Origin of the sequence: Haloarchaeobius marinus (assembly GCF_051207415.1) — an archaeon.
Classification (GTDB): Archaea; Halobacteriota; Halobacteria; order Halobacteriales; family Natrialbaceae; genus Haloarchaeobius.
The window spans coordinates 273,993-293,532 of the sequence record NZ_JBPKGD010000003.1; the positions used below are offsets into that span (position 1 = coordinate 273,993).

At 69.7% G+C, this 19,540-nt stretch carries 19 protein-coding genes; 4 read left to right on the forward strand and 15 right to left on the reverse strand.

Translation table 11 applies throughout. The features are described from left to right. Positions 1 to 122 precede the first annotated feature (122 nt). Positions 123 to 758: a phosphoserine phosphatase SerB gene (serB, locus tag ACSC1W_RS13340; RefSeq protein WP_435348022.1), complete on the forward strand. Its 636-nt coding sequence runs from the start codon at positions 123 to 125 to the stop codon at positions 756 to 758. A gap of 13 nt (positions 759 to 771) precedes the next feature. Here serB and ACSC1W_RS13345 read toward each other — a convergent pair whose 3' ends face one another. The 5 genes from ACSC1W_RS13345 to ACSC1W_RS13365 form a co-directional block, all read right to left on the reverse strand. Next, on the reverse strand, positions 772 to 2,070 hold the full coding sequence (locus tag ACSC1W_RS13345; protein WP_435348023.1) for an O-acetylhomoserine aminocarboxypropyltransferase/cysteine synthase family protein: 1,299 nt from the start codon (positions 2,068 to 2,070) through the stop codon (positions 772 to 774). Positions 2,071 to 2,301: 231 nt separating this feature from the next. Beyond that, complete coding sequence (gene metX / locus ACSC1W_RS13350; RefSeq protein ID WP_435348024.1) at positions 2,302 to 3,549, reverse strand: homoserine O-acetyltransferase MetX; 1,248 nt, start codon at positions 3,547 to 3,549, stop codon at positions 2,302 to 2,304. After that, positions 3,549 to 4,859: an O-acetylhomoserine aminocarboxypropyltransferase/cysteine synthase family protein gene (locus tag ACSC1W_RS13355; protein WP_435348025.1), complete on the reverse strand. Its 1,311-nt coding sequence runs from the start codon at positions 4,857 to 4,859 to the stop codon at positions 3,549 to 3,551. Before ACSC1W_RS13355 ends, metX begins: the two co-directional genes overlap by 1 nt. Before the next feature lie 410 nt (positions 4,860 to 5,269). After that, positions 5,270 to 6,721, reverse strand: coding sequence for an aldehyde dehydrogenase family protein (locus ACSC1W_RS13360; protein ID WP_435348026.1), 1,452 nt, complete (start codon positions 6,719 to 6,721; stop codon positions 5,270 to 5,272). 124 nt (positions 6,722 to 6,845) lie between these two features. Further along, positions 6,846 to 8,021: a pyridoxal-phosphate-dependent aminotransferase family protein gene (locus ACSC1W_RS13365; protein ID WP_435348027.1), complete on the reverse strand. Its 1,176-nt coding sequence runs from the start codon at positions 8,019 to 8,021 to the stop codon at positions 6,846 to 6,848. 263 nt (positions 8,022 to 8,284) lie between these two features. Between ACSC1W_RS13365 and serA the strand changes: the two genes are divergently transcribed. Beyond that, positions 8,285 to 9,868: a phosphoglycerate dehydrogenase gene (gene serA, locus ACSC1W_RS13370; protein WP_435348028.1), complete on the forward strand. Its 1,584-nt coding sequence runs from the start codon at positions 8,285 to 8,287 to the stop codon at positions 9,866 to 9,868. 149 nt (positions 9,869 to 10,017) lie between these two features. On the opposite strand, the gene ACSC1W_RS13375 is transcribed toward serA, so the two are convergent. The 4 genes from ACSC1W_RS13375 to ACSC1W_RS13390 form a co-directional block, all read right to left on the reverse strand. Continuing rightward, positions 10,018 to 10,302 carry a hypothetical protein gene (locus ACSC1W_RS13375; RefSeq protein WP_435348029.1) on the reverse strand — a complete coding sequence of 95 codons (285 nt, stop codon included), beginning with the start codon at positions 10,300 to 10,302 and terminating at the stop codon, positions 10,018 to 10,020. 122 nt (positions 10,303 to 10,424) lie between these two features. After that, positions 10,425 to 11,684, reverse strand: a complete 1,260-nt coding sequence (thrC, locus tag ACSC1W_RS13380; protein ID WP_435348030.1) for a threonine synthase — start codon at positions 11,682 to 11,684, stop codon at positions 10,425 to 10,427. 59 nt (positions 11,685 to 11,743) lie between these two features. Beyond that, positions 11,744 to 12,127, reverse strand: a complete 384-nt coding sequence (gene sta1, locus ACSC1W_RS13385; RefSeq protein ID WP_435348031.1) for a Sta1 family transcriptional regulator — start codon at positions 12,125 to 12,127, stop codon at positions 11,744 to 11,746. Between the two features lie 31 nt (positions 12,128 to 12,158). Next, the gene (locus ACSC1W_RS13390) at positions 12,159 to 12,398 is read right to left on the reverse strand and encodes a DUF8001 family protein (RefSeq protein WP_435348032.1); all 240 of its coding nucleotides are present in this window, start codon (positions 12,396 to 12,398) and stop codon (positions 12,159 to 12,161) included. A 119-nt stretch (positions 12,399 to 12,517) separates the two neighbouring features. Here ACSC1W_RS13390 and ACSC1W_RS13395 point away from each other — a divergent pair, with 119 nt between their 5' ends. Beyond that, complete coding sequence (locus tag ACSC1W_RS13395) at positions 12,518 to 12,988, forward strand: histidine kinase (protein WP_435348033.1); 471 nt, start codon at positions 12,518 to 12,520, stop codon at positions 12,986 to 12,988. Positions 12,989 to 13,052: 64 nt separating this feature from the next. Continuing rightward, on the forward strand, positions 13,053 to 13,538 hold the full coding sequence (locus tag ACSC1W_RS13400) for a hypothetical protein (protein WP_435348034.1): 486 nt from the start codon (positions 13,053 to 13,055) through the stop codon (positions 13,536 to 13,538). 33 nt (positions 13,539 to 13,571) lie between these two features. Here the strand turns inward: ACSC1W_RS13400 and argF are convergent, their stop codons facing one another. From argF to lysX, 6 genes are read right to left on the reverse strand one after another with little or no spacing between them, the layout of a single operon-like run. Beyond that, positions 13,572 to 14,516, reverse strand: coding sequence for an ornithine carbamoyltransferase (gene argF / locus ACSC1W_RS13405; RefSeq protein WP_435348035.1), 945 nt, complete (start codon positions 14,514 to 14,516; stop codon positions 13,572 to 13,574). After that, a complete protein-coding gene (locus tag ACSC1W_RS13410) occupies positions 14,513 to 15,559 on the reverse strand; it encodes a [LysW]-lysine hydrolase (RefSeq protein WP_435348036.1) in 1,047 nt (348 codons plus the stop codon). Before ACSC1W_RS13410 ends, argF begins: the two co-directional genes overlap by 4 nt. Next, positions 15,556 to 16,689, reverse strand: a complete 1,134-nt coding sequence (locus ACSC1W_RS13415; protein WP_435348037.1) for an aspartate aminotransferase family protein — start codon at positions 16,687 to 16,689, stop codon at positions 15,556 to 15,558. Before ACSC1W_RS13415 ends, ACSC1W_RS13410 begins: the two co-directional genes overlap by 4 nt. Further along, positions 16,689 to 17,537 carry an acetylglutamate/acetylaminoadipate kinase gene (locus tag ACSC1W_RS13420; RefSeq protein ID WP_435348038.1) on the reverse strand — a complete coding sequence of 283 codons (849 nt, stop codon included), beginning with the start codon at positions 17,535 to 17,537 and terminating at the stop codon, positions 16,689 to 16,691. The genes ACSC1W_RS13415 and ACSC1W_RS13420 overlap by 1 nt, the downstream gene beginning before the upstream one ends. Then, positions 17,538 to 18,656: an N-acetyl-gamma-glutamyl-phosphate reductase gene (gene argC / locus ACSC1W_RS13425; protein WP_435348039.1), complete on the reverse strand. Its 1,119-nt coding sequence runs from the start codon at positions 18,654 to 18,656 to the stop codon at positions 17,538 to 17,540. Next, positions 18,656 to 19,540 (reverse strand): lysine biosynthesis protein LysX, encoded by an 885-nt coding sequence (gene lysX / locus ACSC1W_RS13430; RefSeq protein WP_435348040.1) that lies wholly within the window; start codon positions 19,538 to 19,540, stop codon positions 18,656 to 18,658. Before lysX ends, argC begins: the two co-directional genes overlap by 1 nt.

Sequence of the window (19,540 nt, forward strand, 5' to 3'; positions counted from 1 at the left end):
GCAGGACCACTCTACCTGCCCCACCGACGACCTCGACCGTCCTCCCGGACCCCGGCTGGCACCGACCATCGATTTCGCACGAACCTGAACTGGTTTAGTTCCCGGGAGTCTACGCCGAGGCGATGACACTCGTCGCGTTCGACTTCGACGGTACGCTCTCCGACTCGGAGATGACGGTGTTGCTCGGCCGGCGCTCCGGCGTCGCCGACCAGATGGAATCGATAACCCAGCGGGCGATGAACGACGAGATCGGCTACGCCGAGAGCCTGCGCCAGCGCGCGGCGCTGCTGGAGGGACTGGCCAACGAGGAGGCGCTGGCGGCGTTCGACGAGGTGCGCCTGCGACCGGGGGCGGCCGACCTCATCCACGCGCTAAACGACGCGGGCGTCACGACGGCCATCTTCACCGGCGGGTTCCAGCGCGGCGTCGAGGCGGCGCTGGAGCGCGAGGGCGTCACGGTCGACGCCATCGTCTCGAACCGCCTCCCGGTCGTGGACGGCAAGCTCACCGGCGAGGTCGAGGGGCCGCTCGTCGAGGGGACGAAGGACGAGGCGCTCAGGGCACACGCGGCAGAGCTCGACGTCGACATGGCCGACACGGTCGCGGTCGGGGACGGCGCGAACGACCTGCCGATGCTCGAAGTCGCCGGGCTGGCGGTCGGTTTCGAGCCGAAACCGGCCGTCGAGCCGTCCTGCGACGTGACGGTCTCGACGATGCACGAGCTCCGCGACCTGTTCGCCGAGCGCGGGCTACTCTGACTCCGGCGGCGACTCAGTTCGTCGCCGCGTCGATGGCCTGGTCGAGGTCGGCGACGATGTCCCCGGGAGCCTCGGTCCCGACGGACAGTCGGACCATGTCGGGCGTGACGCCCGCCGCGAGCTGTTCTTCCTCGGTGAGTTGCTGGTGAGTCGTACTGGCCGGGTGGATGACGAGCGTCTTCGCGTCGCCGACGTTCGCGAGCAGGCTCGCCAGTTCCGTCGACTCGACGGTGCCCCGGGCGGCCTCGTAACCCTGTGCGAGTCCGAACGTTATCATCCCGCCGTAGCCGCCGTCGAGGAACCGCGATGCGTTCTCGTGGGTCTCGTGGTCGTCCAGGCCGGGGTAGGTGACCCAGGACACCTCGGGGTGGTCGGCGAGGTGTTCGGCGACGACCTGTGCGTTCTCACAGTGGCGCTCCATCCGCATCGGCAGCGACTCGATGCCCTGGAGGGTCTGCCAGGCGTCGAACGGCGACTGCTGGTTGCCGAGGTCGCGCAGCCCGCGGGCGATGGCGGCGTAGGTGAACGCCGCCTCGCCGAACCGCTCGGCGAAGTTGACGCCGTGGTACGCCGGGTTGTCCTCGGCGATCTCCGGGTAGTCGTCGGCGTACTCGTCCCACGGGAACGAACCACCGTCGACGAGGACCCCGCCGACGGTCGTGCCCGACCCGTGGAGCCACTTGGTCGTCGACTCCCAGACGAGGTCCGCCCCGTGCTCCAGCGGGCGGCAGAGGTACGGCGTCGCGAACGTGTTGTCCACGAACAGCGGGACGCCGTGGTCGTGCGCGATATCGGCAAGGCGCTCGATGTCCGGCGTCACGAGCGCCGGGTTCCCGATGGTCTCGAAGTGGACGTAGGCGGTGTCGTCGTCGATGGCATCGGCGTAGGCGTCGTAGTCCAGCGTGTCGACGAAGCGTGCCTCGACGCCGTTTCTCGGCGCGGTGTGGGTGAAGTAGGTGTACGTCCCGCCGTACAGCGACGAGGCCGTGACGACGTTGTCGCCGGCGTCGGCGAGCAGGAAGGTGGCGAGGTTGAGCGCACCCATCCCGGAGGCGGTGGCCACCGCGCCGACCCCGCCTTCGAGCGCGGCGATGCGCTCCTGCAGGCTGGAGACGGTCGGGTTCATCAGCCGCGAGTAGATGTGGCCCGGTTTCTCCAGGGCGAACTGCGCAGCCGCGTCGTCGGCGTCCTCGAACACGTAGGAGGTCGTCTGGTACAGCGGCGGTGCGCGTGCGCCCGTCGCCGGGTCCGGTTCCTGTCCCGCGTGCAGCGAGTGCGTCGCGAACTGTCTCTCGTCTTCGTCGTCGGTCATGGGTCTGCGTATGGCCGGTGGGGGTAGTAACGCGGTGGAAGCGGCCGGATTTGACGCTATGCGTGACGGCGCCTCGCGTCGTCCGTCGTCGACGGGTTCGGTGTCGTGGCCGCGTACGCCGCGGTCGGTCTCGCGCTCTACGTACTCGGACGGGTTCAGCGGACCCCGGGCACGACCCCGGCCGGAGGCGGGCCGGTAGCCCGCTGGCTCCGGCCGTCGAACGACGTTCGCTCAGTCCCCGAACAGGCTGGTGTGGACCGGCGCGAACTCGTCGACCGACTCGTCGACGGTGTCGGTGACCGCCTTGCCGGCCACGCCGACGTCGAGGAAGTCAGAGAGCGGCGGCCCCACGCGTTCGGGTTCGACGAGGAAGGCGTCGTGACCGTGGTCCGATTCGACGACGTGGTGGGCGACCTCCACGTCGGCGTCGCGGGCGGCCCCGGCGAGTGCCTCCGACTGTTCCGTCGTGAAGTGCCAGTCGCCGGTGAACGAGAGACAGAGCAACTCGCCGTCGAACGCGCCGAGTGCGTCCACGTCGGATTCGTAGCCGGCGGCGGCGTCGTAGTCGTCCATCGCACGGACGAGGTAGAGGTAAGCGTTGGCGTCGAAGCGCTCGACGAACCGCTCGGCGTTGTAGTCGAGGTAGGACTCCACGTCGCGGTACGGGAAGAACGCGGCCGCCGGGTCCGGCGACTCGCGGCCGTGGCCCCGGCCGGCGGCGCGCCGGCCGAACTGTCCGCCCATGGACGCCTTCGAGAGGTACATCACGTGGCCGATGCGGCGGGCCTGTGCGAGGCCGTCGTCGGGGTCCGGGCGGTCGTCGCCGTAGTAGTCACCGCCGTTCCAGTGCGGGTCGGTCGTGATTGCCCGCCGGGCGACGGTGTCGAGCGCGAGGCACTGCGCGTCGAGGCGCGGTGCTGCGGCGACTACGCCGACGCGTTCGACGTCGTCCGGGTACCGGACCGCCCAGTCGAGGGCGTTCATCCCGCCGACGCTCCCGCCGACGACGGCGTGCAGTCGGCCGACGCCGAGGTGGTCGAGCAGGCGGCGCTGGGCGCGCGTCCAGTCGCCGACCGTGACGGGCGGGAAGTCGGTGCCCCACGGTTCGCCGTCGGGCCCCTCGCTGGCCGGTCCCGACGACCCGTAGCACGACCCGGGGACGTTCGCACAGACGACGTAGTACTCGGTCGTGTCGATGGCCTTGCCGGGGCCGACCACGTCGCCCCACCAGGCGCGGGCCTGACCGGCGGTGTCGTCGGACCCGTCGCCACCGTCCGCGGTGGCCCGTCGGCGGCCGACGTGCTGGCTGCCTGTGAGCGCGTGACAGACCAGCACCGCGTTCCCGGCGGTCCGGTCGGTCGCCGAGTCGCCGCCGGGTTCGAACTCGCCGTAGGTCTCGTAGGCGATTTCGAGGTCCGGTATCGACTCGCCGCAATCGAAGGTGAACTCGCCGAGACTGGCGACGTCCTGCGTCGCCATCACGCCACCTCCGACCCGGCGGCGGCGTCCCCCGTCGCCGTCTCGATGGCGGCGTCGACGTCCGCGAGCAGGTCGGTCGGGTCCTCGATGCCGACGGAGAACCGGAGCAGGTCCGGGGTGACGCCGGCGGCGCGCTGTTCCGCCGCCGAGAGCTGGGCGTGTGTCGTACTCGCCGGGTGGATGACCAGCGACTTCGCGTCGCCGACGTTCGCCAGGAACGAGGTGACCTCGACCGCCTCGCAGAACCGCTTGCCGGCCTCGAACCCGTCTTTCAGCCCGAACGCGACCATACCGCCGTAGTCGGAGAGGTATCGGCTGGCGTTCTCGTGGGTCGGGTGGGAGTCGAGTCCGGGGTAGGTGACCCAGGCCACGTCCTCGTGGTCGGCGAGGAAGTCGGCCACGACGGCGGCGTTCTCGCAGTGGCGCTCCATCCGGAGGCCGAGCGTCTCCAGGCCCTGCAGGGTCTGCCAGGCGTCGAACGGCGACTGCTGGTGACCGAGCGTACGTAGCGACCGGTACTGCACCGCCTTCGCCAGCGGTGCGTCGAAGTCGCGCGAGAAGTCGACGTCGCGGTAGGCGGGGTTCTCACCGGCGAGTTCCGGGTAGTCGTTGGCCGCCCAGTCGAAGGTACCGCCGTCGATCACGACGCCGCCGACGGTCGTGCCCGACCCGTGGAGCCACTTCGTCGTCGACTCCCAGACCACGTCGGCGCCGTGTGTCGTGGGACTGCACAGCGCGGGCGTCGCGAACGTGTTGTCCACCACGAGGGGTACGCCGGAGTCGTGGGCGATATCGGCGACGCGTTCGAAGTCGGGCGTCACCAGCGACGGGTTGCCGACCGTCTCGACGTGGACGAACGCGGTGTCCTCGTCGACGGCCTCCTCGTAGGCCTCGTAGTCGAGCGTCTCGACGAACGTCACGTCGATGCCACGGCGCGAGGTGGCCTTCGAGAAGTACGAGGTCGTCCCCCCGTAGGTGTCCGTCGAGCAGACGACGGTGTCGCCGGCCTCCGCGAGGACGAACGTCAGCGCGTCGAGTGCAGCCATCCCGCTGGCGGTGGCGGTCGCACCGGCCGCGTCGTGCAACGCGGCGAGGCGGCGTTCGAGCGTCTCGACCGTCGGGTTCGAGATGCGAGAGTAGACGTGGTCGTCGCGGTCGAGGGCGTAGCGTGCGGCGGCGTCGTCCGCGTCCGGGAACACGTACGACGTGGTCTGGTAGAGAGGGGGCGCTCTGGCCCCTGTCGCCGGGTCTGGCTCCTGTCCCGCGTGGACGGCACGGGTGTCGAAGCGGGCGTCCTCGTCCTCGTTCATGTACGAGAAGCATATCTCCGCGTGCAAGTATAACCGTCAGTTACGGCAAATATCGCGGGGGGTCGAGCGACGCGCTGGCCGGGCCCGGGACTCCGTCACTGCGATGGCTCACTCGGTACGGGACGCCCTCGACCAGTATCGAGCGTCGAGAAAGTGGAGGGGTAAACAGGTGGGATGGATGGTGGGCGCGGACCGGTGTGACCCGGTCCCCGGGAGCGTGGGGCACGACGGATCGGACACGGTAGACGAAGATAGACACGTGACGCCGCGTCCCACGGCCGACCTGAGGGATGGCAGGTGAAAAGAGGTCTACCCCGATTCCCAGCGACTCGGAATCGGCGATAGGAAGGTGGTGGGTGTCGTGGTAGCACCACGGTTGGACGGCGCGAAAGACGGGTTCGACCGGGCGGTCAGTACAGGTTGACGTTGACGTTCTTGACCTGCGTGTACTCGTCGATGGCCTCGGCGCCCTGCTCGCGGCCGTAGCCGGACTCCTTGTAGCCGCCGAACGGCGTCTGCGGGAACGTCACGGGGTACTCGTTGATGGAGACCATGCCGTACTCGAGACGTTCGGCAAGCCGGTGGCCACGCTTGATGTCGTTCGTCCAGACACCAGCCATCAGGCCGTAGGGCGAGTCGTTGGCGACGTCGAGCGCCTCCTCCTCGTCGCTCACCTCGATGACCGACAGGACCGGCCCGAATATCTCCTCCCGGGCGACGGTCATGTCGTTCGTGACGTCCGTCAGGACCGTCGGTTCGACGAAGTGACCCGTCTCCCTGTCGTCGGGGACGCCACCGCCGGTGGCGACGGTCGCACCCTCGTTCTGGGCCTGCTCGATGTACGACAGCACCTCGTCCTGCTGGCTGGCGGACACCTGCGGGCCCATCTGCCCGTCGTCGTCGATGCCGGAGCCGAGTGGCATGGACTCGGCGATGTCACAGACCCTCTCGACCAGGTCGTCGTGGACGTCCTCGTGGACGACCAGGCGGGACCCGGCCCAGCACATCTGCCCGCAGTTCATGAAGATGCCGTTCCGGACGCCCTTCGCCGCGGGGTCGAGGTCGGCGTCGGGGAAGACGAGTTGCGGACCCTTCCCGCCGAGTTCGAGCGTGACGCCGGTGACGTGTTCGGCCGCGGTCTCCATGACGTGCTTGCCGATGGCGGTCGACCCGGTGAAGGCGACGTGTTCGACGCCCTCGTGTCCGGCGAGCGCGTCCCCCGCGGTGCTCCCGCGGCCGGGGAGGACGTTGAAGACGCCGTCGGGCAGGCCCGCCTTCTCGGCCGCCTTCGCGTAGTACAGCGCCGAAAGCGGCGTCTGGCTCGACGGCTTCAGGATGGCCGTGTTCCCGGCGGCCAGCGCGGGCGCGAGCGAGCGCCCGGCGAGCTGGAACGGGTAGTTCCACGGGCTGATGTGTGCGGTGACGCCCAGCGGTTCCCGGCGGGTGTAGTTCAGGCGCGGACCGTCGACGGGCACCGTCTCGCCCAGTATCTTGTCGGTCCAGCCGGCGTAGTACCGGAACGTGTCGACGACCATGCCGACGTCGATGGACGCCTCGAACGGCGTCTTGCCGTTGTCGTGGGACTCCACGAGGACTATCTCGTCCTCCATCTCTTCGATAGCGTCGGCCATCGCGTGGAGGTGCTGGCCGCGCTCGCCCGGCCCCATGCGCCGCCAGTCGCTGTCGTGGGCTGTGGCCGCGTCGGCCGCCTCGACCGCGCGGTCGACGTCTTCGGGGCCGGCGGCGGCGACTTCGGCGTACAGTTCCTCGGTAGCCGGGTCGTACGTCTCGAGCGTCTCGCCCGAGACGGCGTCTGTCCACTCGCCATCGATGTACAGCTGTGTCGGACCGTCGTAGGACATGGTCGGGGCTTCGGCGTCGGACGGATTAGTAGTATCGGACCGAACCGGCAAACGGAACCGGGATTCCCGTCGGTACGGCGACGAGTTCGACTCGGCTCACGAGAGAAGGGTCGTCCGCGACCGCTCAGTTCTGCAGTTCCGCCTTCGCCGCGCCGACGCCGTCCTCGATTGCCACGTCGACGCCAACCTCCGCCATGGCTTCGCCGACTGTCCGGACGCCCCGGAGAACCTGCTCGTCGGACAGGTTGCCCATGTTCGAGACGCGGAAGATGCGGCCGCCGAGGTGGGCCTGCCCGCCCGAGATGGAGACGTTCCGGTCCGCGACGGCGTCGAAGAAGGCGTCGGGGTCCGCCGTGACCGACTCCGGCAGTTCGATGGCCGTCAGGGTGTTCGAGTACGACGTCCCCTCCGCGTCGACGTCCGGGAACGGCGACAGGCCCATCTCGACGAAACCGCGACGGAACGCCGCCGACTGCGCCCGGTGCCGGGCGATGCGGTCGGGCATCCCCTCCTCCCGAATCTGCTCGACGGCGACCGCGAGCGCCCGGAACAGCGGCACCGCACTGGTGAAGGGCGTCTGGTGGCTCTCGGCCTTGCGCAGGTGCCACTCCAGGTCCTCGTAGAACGGTGCCGACTCGCCGTCGAGGTCGTCCTCGACGGCCTCGGTGATGTACATCGCCGAGACGCCCGGTGGGGCGGCCAGCGCCTTCTGGGAGTCGGTGATGGCCACGTCGACGTTCCAGTCGTCGACGCGGAACTCGTCACCGCCGATGCTGGTGACGCCGTCGACGACGAAGCGTGCGTCGTGGGCAGCCGCCAGTTCGCCGACCTGCTCGACCGGGTTCAACAGCCCCGTCGACGTCTCGTTGTGGACCATCGTCACGAGGTCGGTCTCGTCGGTGATGGCCGCCTCGACGGCCGCCAGGTCGAACGGGTCGCCCCAGTCGACCGACACGCGGGTCGCGTCGCAGTACCGGTCCGCGATGCGGGCGAACCGCCGGCCGAACTTCCCGTTGACCAGCGAGACGACCTCGCTGTCCTCGTCCACGAGGTTGGCGACCGCCGCCTCCATCCCCATCGTCGCCGTGCCGTTGAGGACGATGGACGTTCCTCCGGACGACGTGGACGACTCGGATGGCGTCGACTGCGTGAAGACGTAGTCGACGCCGTCCTGGGCGCGCTCGTAGACGGCCTCGAACTCCGCACTGCGGTGTGAGACCATCGGTTCGTCCATCGCCTGCCTGACCTGCTCCGTCACCGGAACCGGGCCAGGGTTCAACAGGAGGAACTCCTCCGTCATGGACGGACCTTCAGTGGGCGACGGTATAAGGTTCGCGGGATACGCGAAGGTTGCCACCAGTGGGTCCGTCCAGTTTCGGTCGGACGACCACCCGACCGGACGTCGACGCCGCCAGCCCTCACGCCGACGCCGCCAGCCTGGACCCCCGGGGTGTTCGGCGACGACGGGACGTGCCGAGAACCGTGCTACGGAATCACGACCCACGGATAGCAACGCAGGCCGCTAGAGGAAACGTTAACCGCTCTCAGATGATTTCGTTCGGCATGAAGGTACTCGTTACGGACCCTATCGCGGACGCGGGCCTCGACGTGCTCCGTGATGCGGGCCACGAGGTAGTGACGGCGTACGACGTGGAGGGCGACGCGCTGCTCGACGCAGTCAGCGACGCGAACGCACTCGTCGTACGGTCGGGGACCGAGGTCACCGGGGAGGTACTCGACGCGGCACCCGACCTCGTCATCGTCGGGCGGGCAGGCATCGGCGTCGACAACATCGACATCGACGCGGCGACCGACCACGGGGTCATCGTCGCCAACGCGCCGGAGGGGAACGTCCGTGCGGCGGCCGAGCACACCGTCGCGATGGCGTTCGCCACGGCGCGGTCCATCCCGCAGGCCCACATCCGCCTGAAGGCCGGCGAGTGGGCGAAGGGCGACTACCTCGGCACCGAGGTCAACGGGAAGACCCTGGGCGTCGTCGGCCTCGGTCGCGTCGGCCAGGAGGTGGCGAAGAAGTGCAACTCGCTCGGCATGGACGTCGTCGCGTTCGACCCCTACATCTCCGAGGAGCGCGCCGACCAGCTCGGTGCGGAACTCGTCGACCTCGGCGGCTGTCTCGACCGTGCAGACTTCCTCACGGTCCACGTCCCGCTGACCGACGAGACCGAGGGCATGATCGGGGAGGCCGAACTCGCCCAGCTGGAGGGCGGGTACGTCGTCAACTGCGCCCGCGGCGGCGTCGTCGACGAACCGGCACTCGCCGAGGCCGTCGAGGACGGCGTCCTCGCCGGGGCGGCCATCGACGTGTTCGCCGAGGAACCGGTGTCCGAGGACAACCCGCTGCTCGACGTCGACGACATCGTCGTGACGCCGCACCTCGGCGCGAGCACGGCGGCGGCACAGGAGAACGTCGCCACCTCGACGGCCGAGCAGGTCGTCGCCGCGTTCGCGGGCGAACCGGTCATGAACGCGCTGAACGCGCCCTCTATCGACGAGACGGCGTTCCCCCGCGTCGAACCGTACATCGGGCTGGCAGAGACCGCCGGGAAGGTCGCCGCCCAGTTGCTCGACGACCGCATCGCCAGCGTCGAGGTGGTCTACCAGGGCGACATCGCAGAGGAGGACATCGACTTCGTCACCGCCAGTGCGCTCAAGGGGGTCTTCGAACCGCTGGAGTGGCAGGTCAACGCGGTCAACGCGCCCCGCATCGCCGAGGAACGCGGCGTCGATGTCACCGAGTCCAAGACCCGGTCTGCCGAGGACTTCCAGAGCCTCATCACGGTCAACGTCTCCGACGGCGACACGGAGGTGTCCGTCTGCGGGACCCTCTTCGCCGGCGACGACCCTCGCATCGTCCGCGTCGACGGCTACCGCGTCGACGCCATCCCCCACGGCCGGATGGTCGTCGCGCGCAACGCCGACGAACCGGGCGTCATCGGCCTCATCGGGAGCGTCATGGGCGACTACGGCGTCAACATCGCGGGGATGTTCAACGCCCGCGAGACCATCGGTGGCGAGGCGCTCACCGTCTACAACGTCGACGGCGAGGTACCCGAGGCAGCCATCGAGGAACTGCTGGCGGACGGGCGCATCATCGAGGTCAGCCAGATAGTGCTGAACGGCGAGTAGGACTGCGCACGCGGCTGGTGCGACGGGAACGACGATGGCGGCAGGAACGACGATAGCGATACGGTGATGGAGGACCGAGGCGGGAGGGCGGCGACGGGGCGTCCCCGTCGATCGGACCGCGGAATCCGATTTCTCGACTGTCTGTGGCGTTACTTTTCGAGTGCCCGTCTGACCCGTCCGACGACTCCCCCGTCGGTCCGGGCCTCGCGGACCCGCTGGCGGTCGGCGGCCAGTTCGCGTTCGGCGAGGACCGTCTCGTACTGTTCGTGGAGGGCGCTGACCTGTGCCTCCCGAGCCGCGAGGTCACGTTCGAGCACCGCGACCGTGGCACGCAGTGCCGCCGGGTCGACCTGAACGGACTCTGGAGCGACCGGCTCGTCCGGGTCCTCGGCCGTCGGGGCGGTCGTTGAGTGGGGCTGAGCGTTTCGGGACACGACCGAGAACTACGGCTGCGTCGTACAAAAATCGGCGGCAGACCCGCGAACGACGGCCGTCGGACGGGTGCGTGGAAGTGGTCGACCGACCGGGAGCTGGCTGTGGGTTCCCGCCCGTCGCGTCAGTCCTGCAGGTGCGCCAGTACGCCGTCCGTGTCGCCCGGGACGGGTTGCGGTTTCGCCCCGGCCGCGGCGGCGGCGTCGGGGTCCTTCAGCAGGTGCCCCGTCGTCAGACAGACGACGCGCTCGTCGGCGGCGACGTCGCCTCGCTCGCGGAGCTTTCGCAGGCCGGCGACGCTGGCCGCCGAGGCGGGTTCGACGCCGACGCCCTCGCCGGCGAGGGCGCGCTGGGCGTCGGTTATCTCCTCGTCGCTGACGGCGACGGCGGTACCGCCGGTCTCGCGGATGCCCGGCAGGGCCTTGGGCGCGTTCACCGGGTTCCCGATGCGGATGGCGGTCGCGATGGTCTCGACGTGGTCCCATCGACGCGTCTCGTCGTTGCCCTCCTCGATGGCCTCGACCATCGGGGCCGCGCCCTCGGCCTGCACGCCGGTCAGCTTCGGCACGTCGTCGACGTCGAGCGCGCCCGCCGCGACGAGTTCGCGGAAGCACTTGTACAGCGCCGCGGTGTTCCCGGCGTTGCCGACCGGCAGGACGATACGGTCGGGGTACTCGCCGTAGTCCTCCCGGTGGGCCTCGAGGATCTCGAGCCCGATGGTCTTCTGTCCCTCGAGTCGGAAGGGGTTCAGCGAGTTGAGCAGGTACGCCTCGCCGCGGTCGGCGAGGTCCTGGACGATGTCGAGGCAGGTGTCGAAGTTGCCGTCGACCTCCAGGATGCGAGCGCCGTGGAGGCTGGCCTGTGCGACCTTGCCGGCGGCGACCTTGCCGGCGGGGAGGAGGACGAGCGTCTCGACGCCCGCCCGGGCCCCGTAGGCCGCGAGCGCGGCGGAGGTGTTCCCGGTCGACGCGCAGGCGAGTCGGTCGACGCCGAGTTCGCCCGCGACGCGGACGCCGACGGTCATGCCGCGGTCCTTGAACGACCCGGTCGGGTTCATCCCCTCGTGCTTGACGCGGAGGCTCTCGACGCCGACCGCCGATTCGAGTCGGGGGACGCGGTGGAGTGGCGTATCGCCCTCCGGCAGCGACACGCCCTCGTCGAAGGGCAGGGCGGCGCTGTAGCGCCAGACGCCACGGCCCTCGAAGTCGTCCCAGTCGGGCAGGTCGTCGTACCGCACCTCGAGCAGGGAACCGCAGTCGCACGTGTAGCGGATCTCGTCGAACGGCGCGTACGTCTCGTCGCAATCGATGCACTGGAGCCAGACCCCGTCCTCGGCGGCGTCCGGTGGCGGGAGTTCCCGCCCGGTCGTCAGCGTGAGTTCCATCGACGGACCGAACGGGGAGGACGGTGAAAAGCGGGCTGGTTCGTGCGGGATTTTGCTGGTCAGTCGGTCGACTCGTCGAAGTCGTCGATGACCCCGTGGACGTGGTCGGTCCACTGCTCCAGGGCGCCGTGGAGCAGCTCCTTCGCCTCGGGGAGGTCGATAGCGGTGTACTGGTAGACGTAGCCGCCGGAGTCGAGGAGGCGGCGCTCGCGCTCGACCAGGCCGCGTTCGAGCAGCGTCGACAGCGAGCGGTTCACGTTGCTCCGGTCGCGTTCGAGCTGGTTCGCCAGTTCCTCGACGGTGCTCCCCGGCTGTTCCAGTAGCGTGAGATACGTCCGCGTCTCGTGTTCGTGGATACCGAAGACGCAGCTCATCACCTGACGGAAGCCCGGCTCCGGCTGGTCGAGCAGGTCACCGAGGTCCTCCGGCGTCGCGTCTGCCATGTCCGAACGAAGGGAGGCAGCGACCTAAATACTACTCCTGTGGGACGTACCCCTGGTTCTCGATGCACGTTCGCATCTCGGCCTCCGTCTCGTGCTTGTGCAGGGTCGTCGGCGTGTCGCAGTAGAATATCTCGCCGTCGTGGCGGAGCGTCACCTCGTGTTCGGAACCGAGGAGTTCGGTGGTGATGTGCACGCGCCGACCGTCCCGAAGCGCGGCGAGTATCTCGTCGGCGCCGAGTTCGCCGGCGCGGACGCGTATCGGGTCTTGCATCGTCTTCATCTGTTGTCGTCAGTCTCTTCGCTCTTTCCCCGGCATAAAGGTAGGTCGGCAGTGTGTCCGCCGAACCCGACCGGGATACGGCTATTCCCACCGGCGATGTATGGTACCATATGGCATCCGAAACCGCCACTGGCGCACAGGTAGGCACAGACACTCGAATCGAACCGTGGCAGGGTGGCGTCGTCGCCGGACTCGCCGGCGGCGCCGTGATGGGCGTCATGCTCACGATGCAGATGCCGGGGGTCATCGAGGGCGCCATCCCGGCCATGTACGGGCTCTCCGGCGGCGCGGCCGGGTGGGTGATGCACATGGTTCACTCGGCCATCCTCGGCGTCGGCTTCGCAGCCGTCGCCGAGCAGTTCGAACTGACCTCGCTCGTCCGGAGCACCGGCGCGGGCCTGGCCTACGGCGTCGTCCTCTGGGCGATACTGGCGGTCCTCGTCATGCCGGTGTGGCTCGGCGCGGTCGGCTTCCCGAACGCACCGGCACTCCCGAACGTGAACGGCACGAGCCTCGTCGGCCACCTCGCCTACGGGTTCGTCCTGGGTGCTCTGTACCCGTTCGTCACGTTCGAACGCTGACCGGTTTGCAGTCACCGCGCACGACAGGGGATACTCTTTTTCGGGTGGCACTCGACCGACCGGTATGGTAACCACCGATGGCGTCGTCGACGACGGCAGGCACAGGACCGATCTCGTATTCTGGAGCGCTCTCGCCGGCCTCCTGGCGGGGGCCGCGTTCGGCATCCTCGTCCAGTTCAGCCTCCAGCGCATGACCGCCATCGGCGCGATGTACACCCTCGGCGACCCGAGCCTCGGCGTCGGCTGGGTCGGCCACCTCGTCCACAGCGTCGTCTTCGGCACCCTGTTCGGCGTCGTCGTCGACCGGCCGCCGTTCCGCGACCGCGTCTCGACGTACCACGGCAGCCTCGGACTCGCCGTCCTCTACAGCGTCCTGCTCTGGTCCGTCAACGTCGTCTTCCTCTGGCCCCTGTGGCTCAACCAGCTCGGGGTCGGGACCGAACTCCCGCTCCCGAATCTCGCCGTGGTACCTCTCGTTGGCCACGTCGTCTACGGCACACTCCTCGGACTCGGAATCGCGGTGATGGTGAGAATCAGCGACGGCAGATAGCGGTCGACGCGTCCGCGACGGCGGGGCCGTCCGTCACTCGACCAGTTCAGACAGCAGCGCCTTCTGGACGTGCATCCGGTTCTCGGCCTGCTGCCACACCGCCGAGCGCTCGCCCTCGAGGGTCTCGTCGTCGACCTCCTCGCCGCGGTTGGCGGGCAGGCAGTGCAACACCTTCGCGTCGGTGTCGCCGAGCAGGTCCTCGTCCACGGTGAACCCGTCGAAGGCCGCGACCTTCTCGGCACGTTCGTCCTCCTCGCCCATGCTCACCCACACGTCGGTAGCCACGACGTCCGCGTCCGCGACGGCGGCGGCCGGGTCGGTGGTCGTCGTCGGTGCGGTGCCGACCTCCGCGGCCGTCGCGAGCACGTCGTCGTCGACGCCGTAGCTCTCGGGGGTGGCGACCGTCAGGTCGACGCCCACCATCGCACAGCCGACGGCGAACGAGCTGGCGACGTTGTTGCCGTCGCCGACCCAGGCCGCCGAGACGCCGTCGAACCCGCCGAACAGCTCCTCGATGGTGAGCAGGTCGGCGAGCGTCTGGCAGGGGTGGGCCGCGTCGGTCAGCCCGTTGACCACCGGTACCTCGGCGTACGTCGCGAGTTCGACGAGGTCCTCGTGGTCGAAGACGCGCGCCATGATGGCGTCGACGTAGCCCGAGAGCGCCCGGGCCGTGTCCTTCAGGGGTTCGCCCCTGCCGAGTTGCGTGTCGTCGGGGCCGAGGAACACGGCGTGGCCGCCGAGCTGGGTCATCCCCGTCTCGAAGGAGACGCGGGTGCGCGTCGACGGCTTCTCGAACAGCATCGCGAGCGTCTTGCCCTCGAGGTCGCCGTGCGGTTCGCCGGCCTCGACGGCGGCCTTGTACTCGCCCGCCCGGTCGAGGACGGAGCGAAGTTGGTCCGGGGTGAGGTCGTCGACGGTCAGGAAGTGGTCGGGCGTCTGTGCTGGCATCGATGTGTGTGCGTCGGTGTGAGTGCTCATTGCAGTTCGTCGGAGACGATTTCGAGGACCGCGACGGCGCGGTCGAACTCGGACAGTGCGAGGCGTTCGTCCGGGGCGTGGTCCAGCGCGGAGTCGCCCGGGCCGTAGGTGGCCATCGGGCAGTCCCACGCCGCGGCGAACAGGTTCATGTCGGAGGTTCCGGTCTTGCGAAGGAGGCGAGGGTCGCCCCCTCGTCGTCGTATCGCGACGCGGAACGCTCGGCCGACCTCGCTCCGGGGACTGACCGTCACCGGGGGAATCGGGTCCCGCCAGTCGACGGTGCCGCCGTCGAGTTCGCCCTCGACCGTCTCGCGGACCTCCGCAGCGTCCGTGCCGGGCGGAATCCGGAACTGCGCGTCTATCGTCGCCTCGACCGAGAGACCGTCGGTAGCGGTGCCGCCCTCGACGTCGACGGGTTTGGCCGTGACCGACTCGAACGTGGCGTCGGCGTCGAACGCGGATTCGACGCGGTGCCACCACGCCATCGCCTGCTGGATGGCGTTCGGTTCCGGCCGCGAGGTGTGCGCCGAGTCCGTCTCGACGCGGTACGTGCCCGCGAGGAAACCCCGGTAGCCGAGCGTGACGGCGTCCCAGCCGGACGGTTCCCCGTTGACGACGGCGTCGGGTGCCTCGCGGTCGTCCACGAGGTGGCGTGCGCCACGGGAGTCCGTCTCCTCGCCGACGACGCCGACGAACGAGACGCCCGCGTTCACTGCGGCGACGGCCATCGCACACAGCGGGCCGGTCGCGTCGACGCTGCCCCGGCCCCAGAGGACGTCCTCGTCGCCCTCCGTCTCGACGCGAACCGGGATGTCGCCCGGGACGGTGTCGACGTGCGAGGTCAGGAGGACCGAGTCGTCCGCCGGCGCGCGCACGTTGCCGACGTCGTCCAGCCACGCCTCGCGGCCGTGGTCCCGGAAGAAGTCGCGCAGGTACTCGGCGGCCGCACGCTCCTCGCCGGTCGGCGACGGGATGGCGACCATCGATTCGAGCAGGTCGCGTGCGTCGGCGTCGGAGACGGTGGCCGAGGCGTAGTCGTTCATGCTTCGCTCACCTGTAGCGTGGCCTCGATGGCGTCGGCGACCGCGTCGGCGTGCTCGCGCCGCATCGTCAGCGGTGGGAGCAGGCGCACGACGGTCCGACCCGCCGGGAGCGCGAGTATCTGGTGCTCCAGCGCCAGGTCGCGCAGCACGCGGTTGGCCTGCCGACCGACCTCGACGCCGACGAGCAGTCCCTCCCCGCGCACGTCGCGGACGGGCAGGTCCGAGAGGCGGTCGACGAGGTAGTCGCCGACGTCGGCGGCGTTGCCGGGCAGGTCGGCGGTCACGAGCACGTCGAGCGTCGTGGCGGCCGCCGCCGAGACGGCGGGCCCGCCGGAGAACGTCGACCCGTGTGGGCCTGCGTCCTCGGCGACCCAGTCGGCACAGAGCGTCGCGCCCATCGGGAGGCCGTTGGCCAGTCCCTTCGCGGTGGTCACCACGTCGGGGACGACGCCGGCGGCCTCGCACGCCCAGAACGTGCCGGTGCGGCCGAGGCCGGTCTGCACCTCGTCGAAGACGAGGGCGGCGTCGTGGTCGCCGGTCGCCTCGCGGGCGGCCGAGAGGAACTCGACCGTCCCGGGATTGACGCCGCCCTCACCCTGGACGGGTTCGAGGATGACCGCCGCCGTGTCGTCGTCGACGGCCTCGCGCATCGCCTCGCCGTCGCCGTAGTCGACGAACTCCACGTCGGCGAGCAACGGTTCGAACGGCTGCCGGTACTTCGGTTTCCACGTCGCCGACAGCGCCCCCATCGTGCGACCGTGGAAGCCGCGCTTCGTGGCGACGATCTTCTCTCCGCCGGTCGCGCTCCGGGCGAACTTGAGGGCGGCCTCGTTGGCCTCGGTGCCGGAGTTGCAGAGCCAGACGTTGTCGAGTCCGGGCGGCGCGACCGCCGCCAGCGACTCGTAGAGGTCGTCCCGGGCCGTCGTCGGGTACGACCCCTGGACGAACGTCAGGTCCGCGACCTGGGACTGGACCGCCTCGACGACGTCCGGGTGACCGTGACCGACCGGCACGCAGGCGTAACTCGCGCCGACGTCGAGGTACTGGGTGCCGTCCTCGGCGTAGAGGTAGACGTCGTCGCCGCGCTCGATGCGGATCGGCTTGCGCGAGAAGACGAAGTCGGTCGGCATCAGGCGCTCACCTCCGGTTCGAGTGCGGTCGGCAGGACGGTCGTGCCGTCGCCGGCCAGCGCCGACCGGATGGGGTCGTCGGCGTTTGCGCTTGCGACGACGACGGAGGACGCACCGCCGTCGAGGGCCTCCCTCGTCGCCATCACCTTCTTCGTCATGAACCCCTCGGCGGCGCGTTCGAGGTCGTCCCAGTCGGCCGCCGTCTCGACGACGTCGATGCGGGTCGACTCGTCCTCGGGGTCGGCGTACACGCCCGAGACGTCGGTGAGGACGACCAGGTCCGCACCGAGCGCGCCCGCCACGGCGGCGGCCGCCCGGTCCGCGTCCGCGTTGACGGCGGTGTAGCCGCCGTCGGCCTCCGCGCCCAGCATCGGGACGGTCACGACGGGCGTGTAGCCGCCGGACAGCAGGGTCTCGAGGAGGTCGGCGTTCACGGACGATATCGTGCCGGAGTGGTCGCCCCGGCGAATCTTCTTCTTCCCGTCTTCGAGGACGCGAACCGCCGACTTGCGCTTCCCCTCGAGCAGACCGCCGTCGACCCCCGAGAGGCCGACTGCGTCTACGCCACGGTCCTGGAGTAACTCGACCAGTCGCGTGTTCAGTTTGCCGGGCATGACCATCTGGAACACCTCCATGGTCTCCTCGTCGGTGAACCGCCCGACGACGCCCGAGGGGGTCTCGACGTACTCGGGGTCCTTCCCGAGTGCTTCGAGGGTCTCGTCGACGGCGGTCGACCCGCCGTGGACGACGACGACGTCCTCGCCGTCGTCGGTCAGGTCCGTCACGTCGGCCAGTGCGCCCGCCGGGTCGACGGCGCGTGCGCCGCCGATCTTGACCACCGTCGTCATCTACGGACTCCCCACGGGATGCAGTCCCGCGAACGCCAGTCCGGCCGTCTCCTCCAGGCCGAGCGCGACGTTGGCGGCGTGGACCGCCTGCCCGGCCGAGCCCTTCATCATGTTGTCGATGGCCGAGAAGACGACGATGCGCTCGTTCCCGGGGTCGAGTTCGAAGCCGACGTCGGCGTAGTTCGTCCCCGCGACCGCCTTCGGTTCGGGGTAGCGGTACGACCCGGAGCCGCCGGCGACGAGGCGGACGAACGGTTCGTCCTCGTACGCGCCACGGTAGGCGGTCCAGAGGTCCTTCTTCGAGACGGGACCGTCGGGGAAGACGTGGCAGGTCGCGCTCGCGCCGCGGACCATGTCCACGGCGTGGCAGGTGAACGAGACCGAGAGGCCGAGCCACTGCTCTATCTCGGCCTCGTGGCGGTGGCCGGTCGGGGCGTAGGGACGGACGACGCCCGAGCGTTCGGCGTGGCTGGACGCCTCGCCGCCGCCCGCGCCGCCCTCCGAGGAGCCGACCTTCACGTCGACGACGGCGTGTGCGCCGTCTCGCGGTTCGTCACCGCTCGACCTGTCCGAGGCACCACGCACCTCGCCGCCGAGTACGCCGGCGTCGGCCAGCGGCTTCAGCCCGAGGATGGTCGCCGTCGCGTTGCAGCCACCGGAGGCGACGATGTCCGCGTCCTGCAGGTTCTCCCGGTTGACCTCGGGGAGCGCGTACTCCGCGACGTCGAGTTTCTCGGGGCACTCGTGCCCGTCGTACCACTCGTCGTACTGTGCCTCGGTGGCGAGGCGGAAGTCGGCCGAGAGGTCGACCACGAGGTCGGCCGCGTCCTGGAACGCGTCGACGTGCTGCATCGTGACGCCGTGAGGCGTCGCGGCGAACAGCACGTCGACGGCCGCGAGGTCGTCCGGTTCGGTGAACCGGAGTTCCGACCCCCGGAGGTTCGGGTGGACGCTCCCGATGGACTTGCCGGCGTACTGCCGACTGGTCGCCTGTGCCACCTCGAAGTTCGGGTGGCCGTAGAGCAGGCGGAGCAGTTCCCCGCCGGTGAAGCCGGACCCGCCGACGACGCTCGCCGTCTTGGTCTCGGCCTCCTCGTCCGTCGCCGTCGTGACGGCCATCAGACCGTCACCTCGGCGTTCGCCTCGGAGTCGAGGCCGGGTTCGACGGCCGACTCCAGCCAGTCGACGACCTTCGCGGGCACGTCGACGGCAGCCGCGTCGTTCAGCGACTTGAACTCGACCGTGTGGTTGACCTCGTGGACGGTGTAGCCGTCCTCGGTCTCCATCAGGTCGACGCCGAGGAGGCCGCCACCGACCGCCTCGCTGGCGCGTGCGACGAGTTCGCGGGCCTCGTCGTCGAGTTCGAACTCGCTCGTCTCCGCTCCCTTCGCGGCGTTGGTCAGCCAGTGGTCCGAGGACCGTGCCATCGCCGCGACGGGGTCGCCGTCGGTGGCGAGCACGCGCAGGTCGCGGTCCGGTTTACCGACGAACTCCTGGACGTAGAAGACCTTGTGCTCGTAGTGGCCGAGCGTCGCCTTGTGTTCGAGGATGGCCTCGGCGGCGCTCTCGGACTCTAGCTTCGCCATCAGGCGACCCCAGGAGCCGACGACGGGCTTGAGGACGCAGGGGTAGCCGAACTCCTCGATGGCCGCCATCGCGGCGTCGGTGGTGAACGCCACCTTCGTCTCCGGCGTGGGGACGCCGGCGCCCGCGAGCGCGAGACTCGTCTTCGCCTTGTCCGCACAGACTTCGGCGGTCTCGGCGGCGTTCACGACGGGGATGCCGTAGGCCTCACAGAACTTCGTCACGTAGAGGCTGCGAGAGGTGGCCATACAGCGGTCGAGCGCCACGTCGATGCCGTCGAACGCCTCGGGCGCCCCGTGGAGTCCGAACTGCTGGTTGCGCACGTCTATCTTGACGACGTCGTGCCCCCGTTCGCGAAGTTCCGCGAGCAGGAGCTTCTCGTCGCGACGGATGCGCGAGTAGAGCAGTCCGACCTTCAC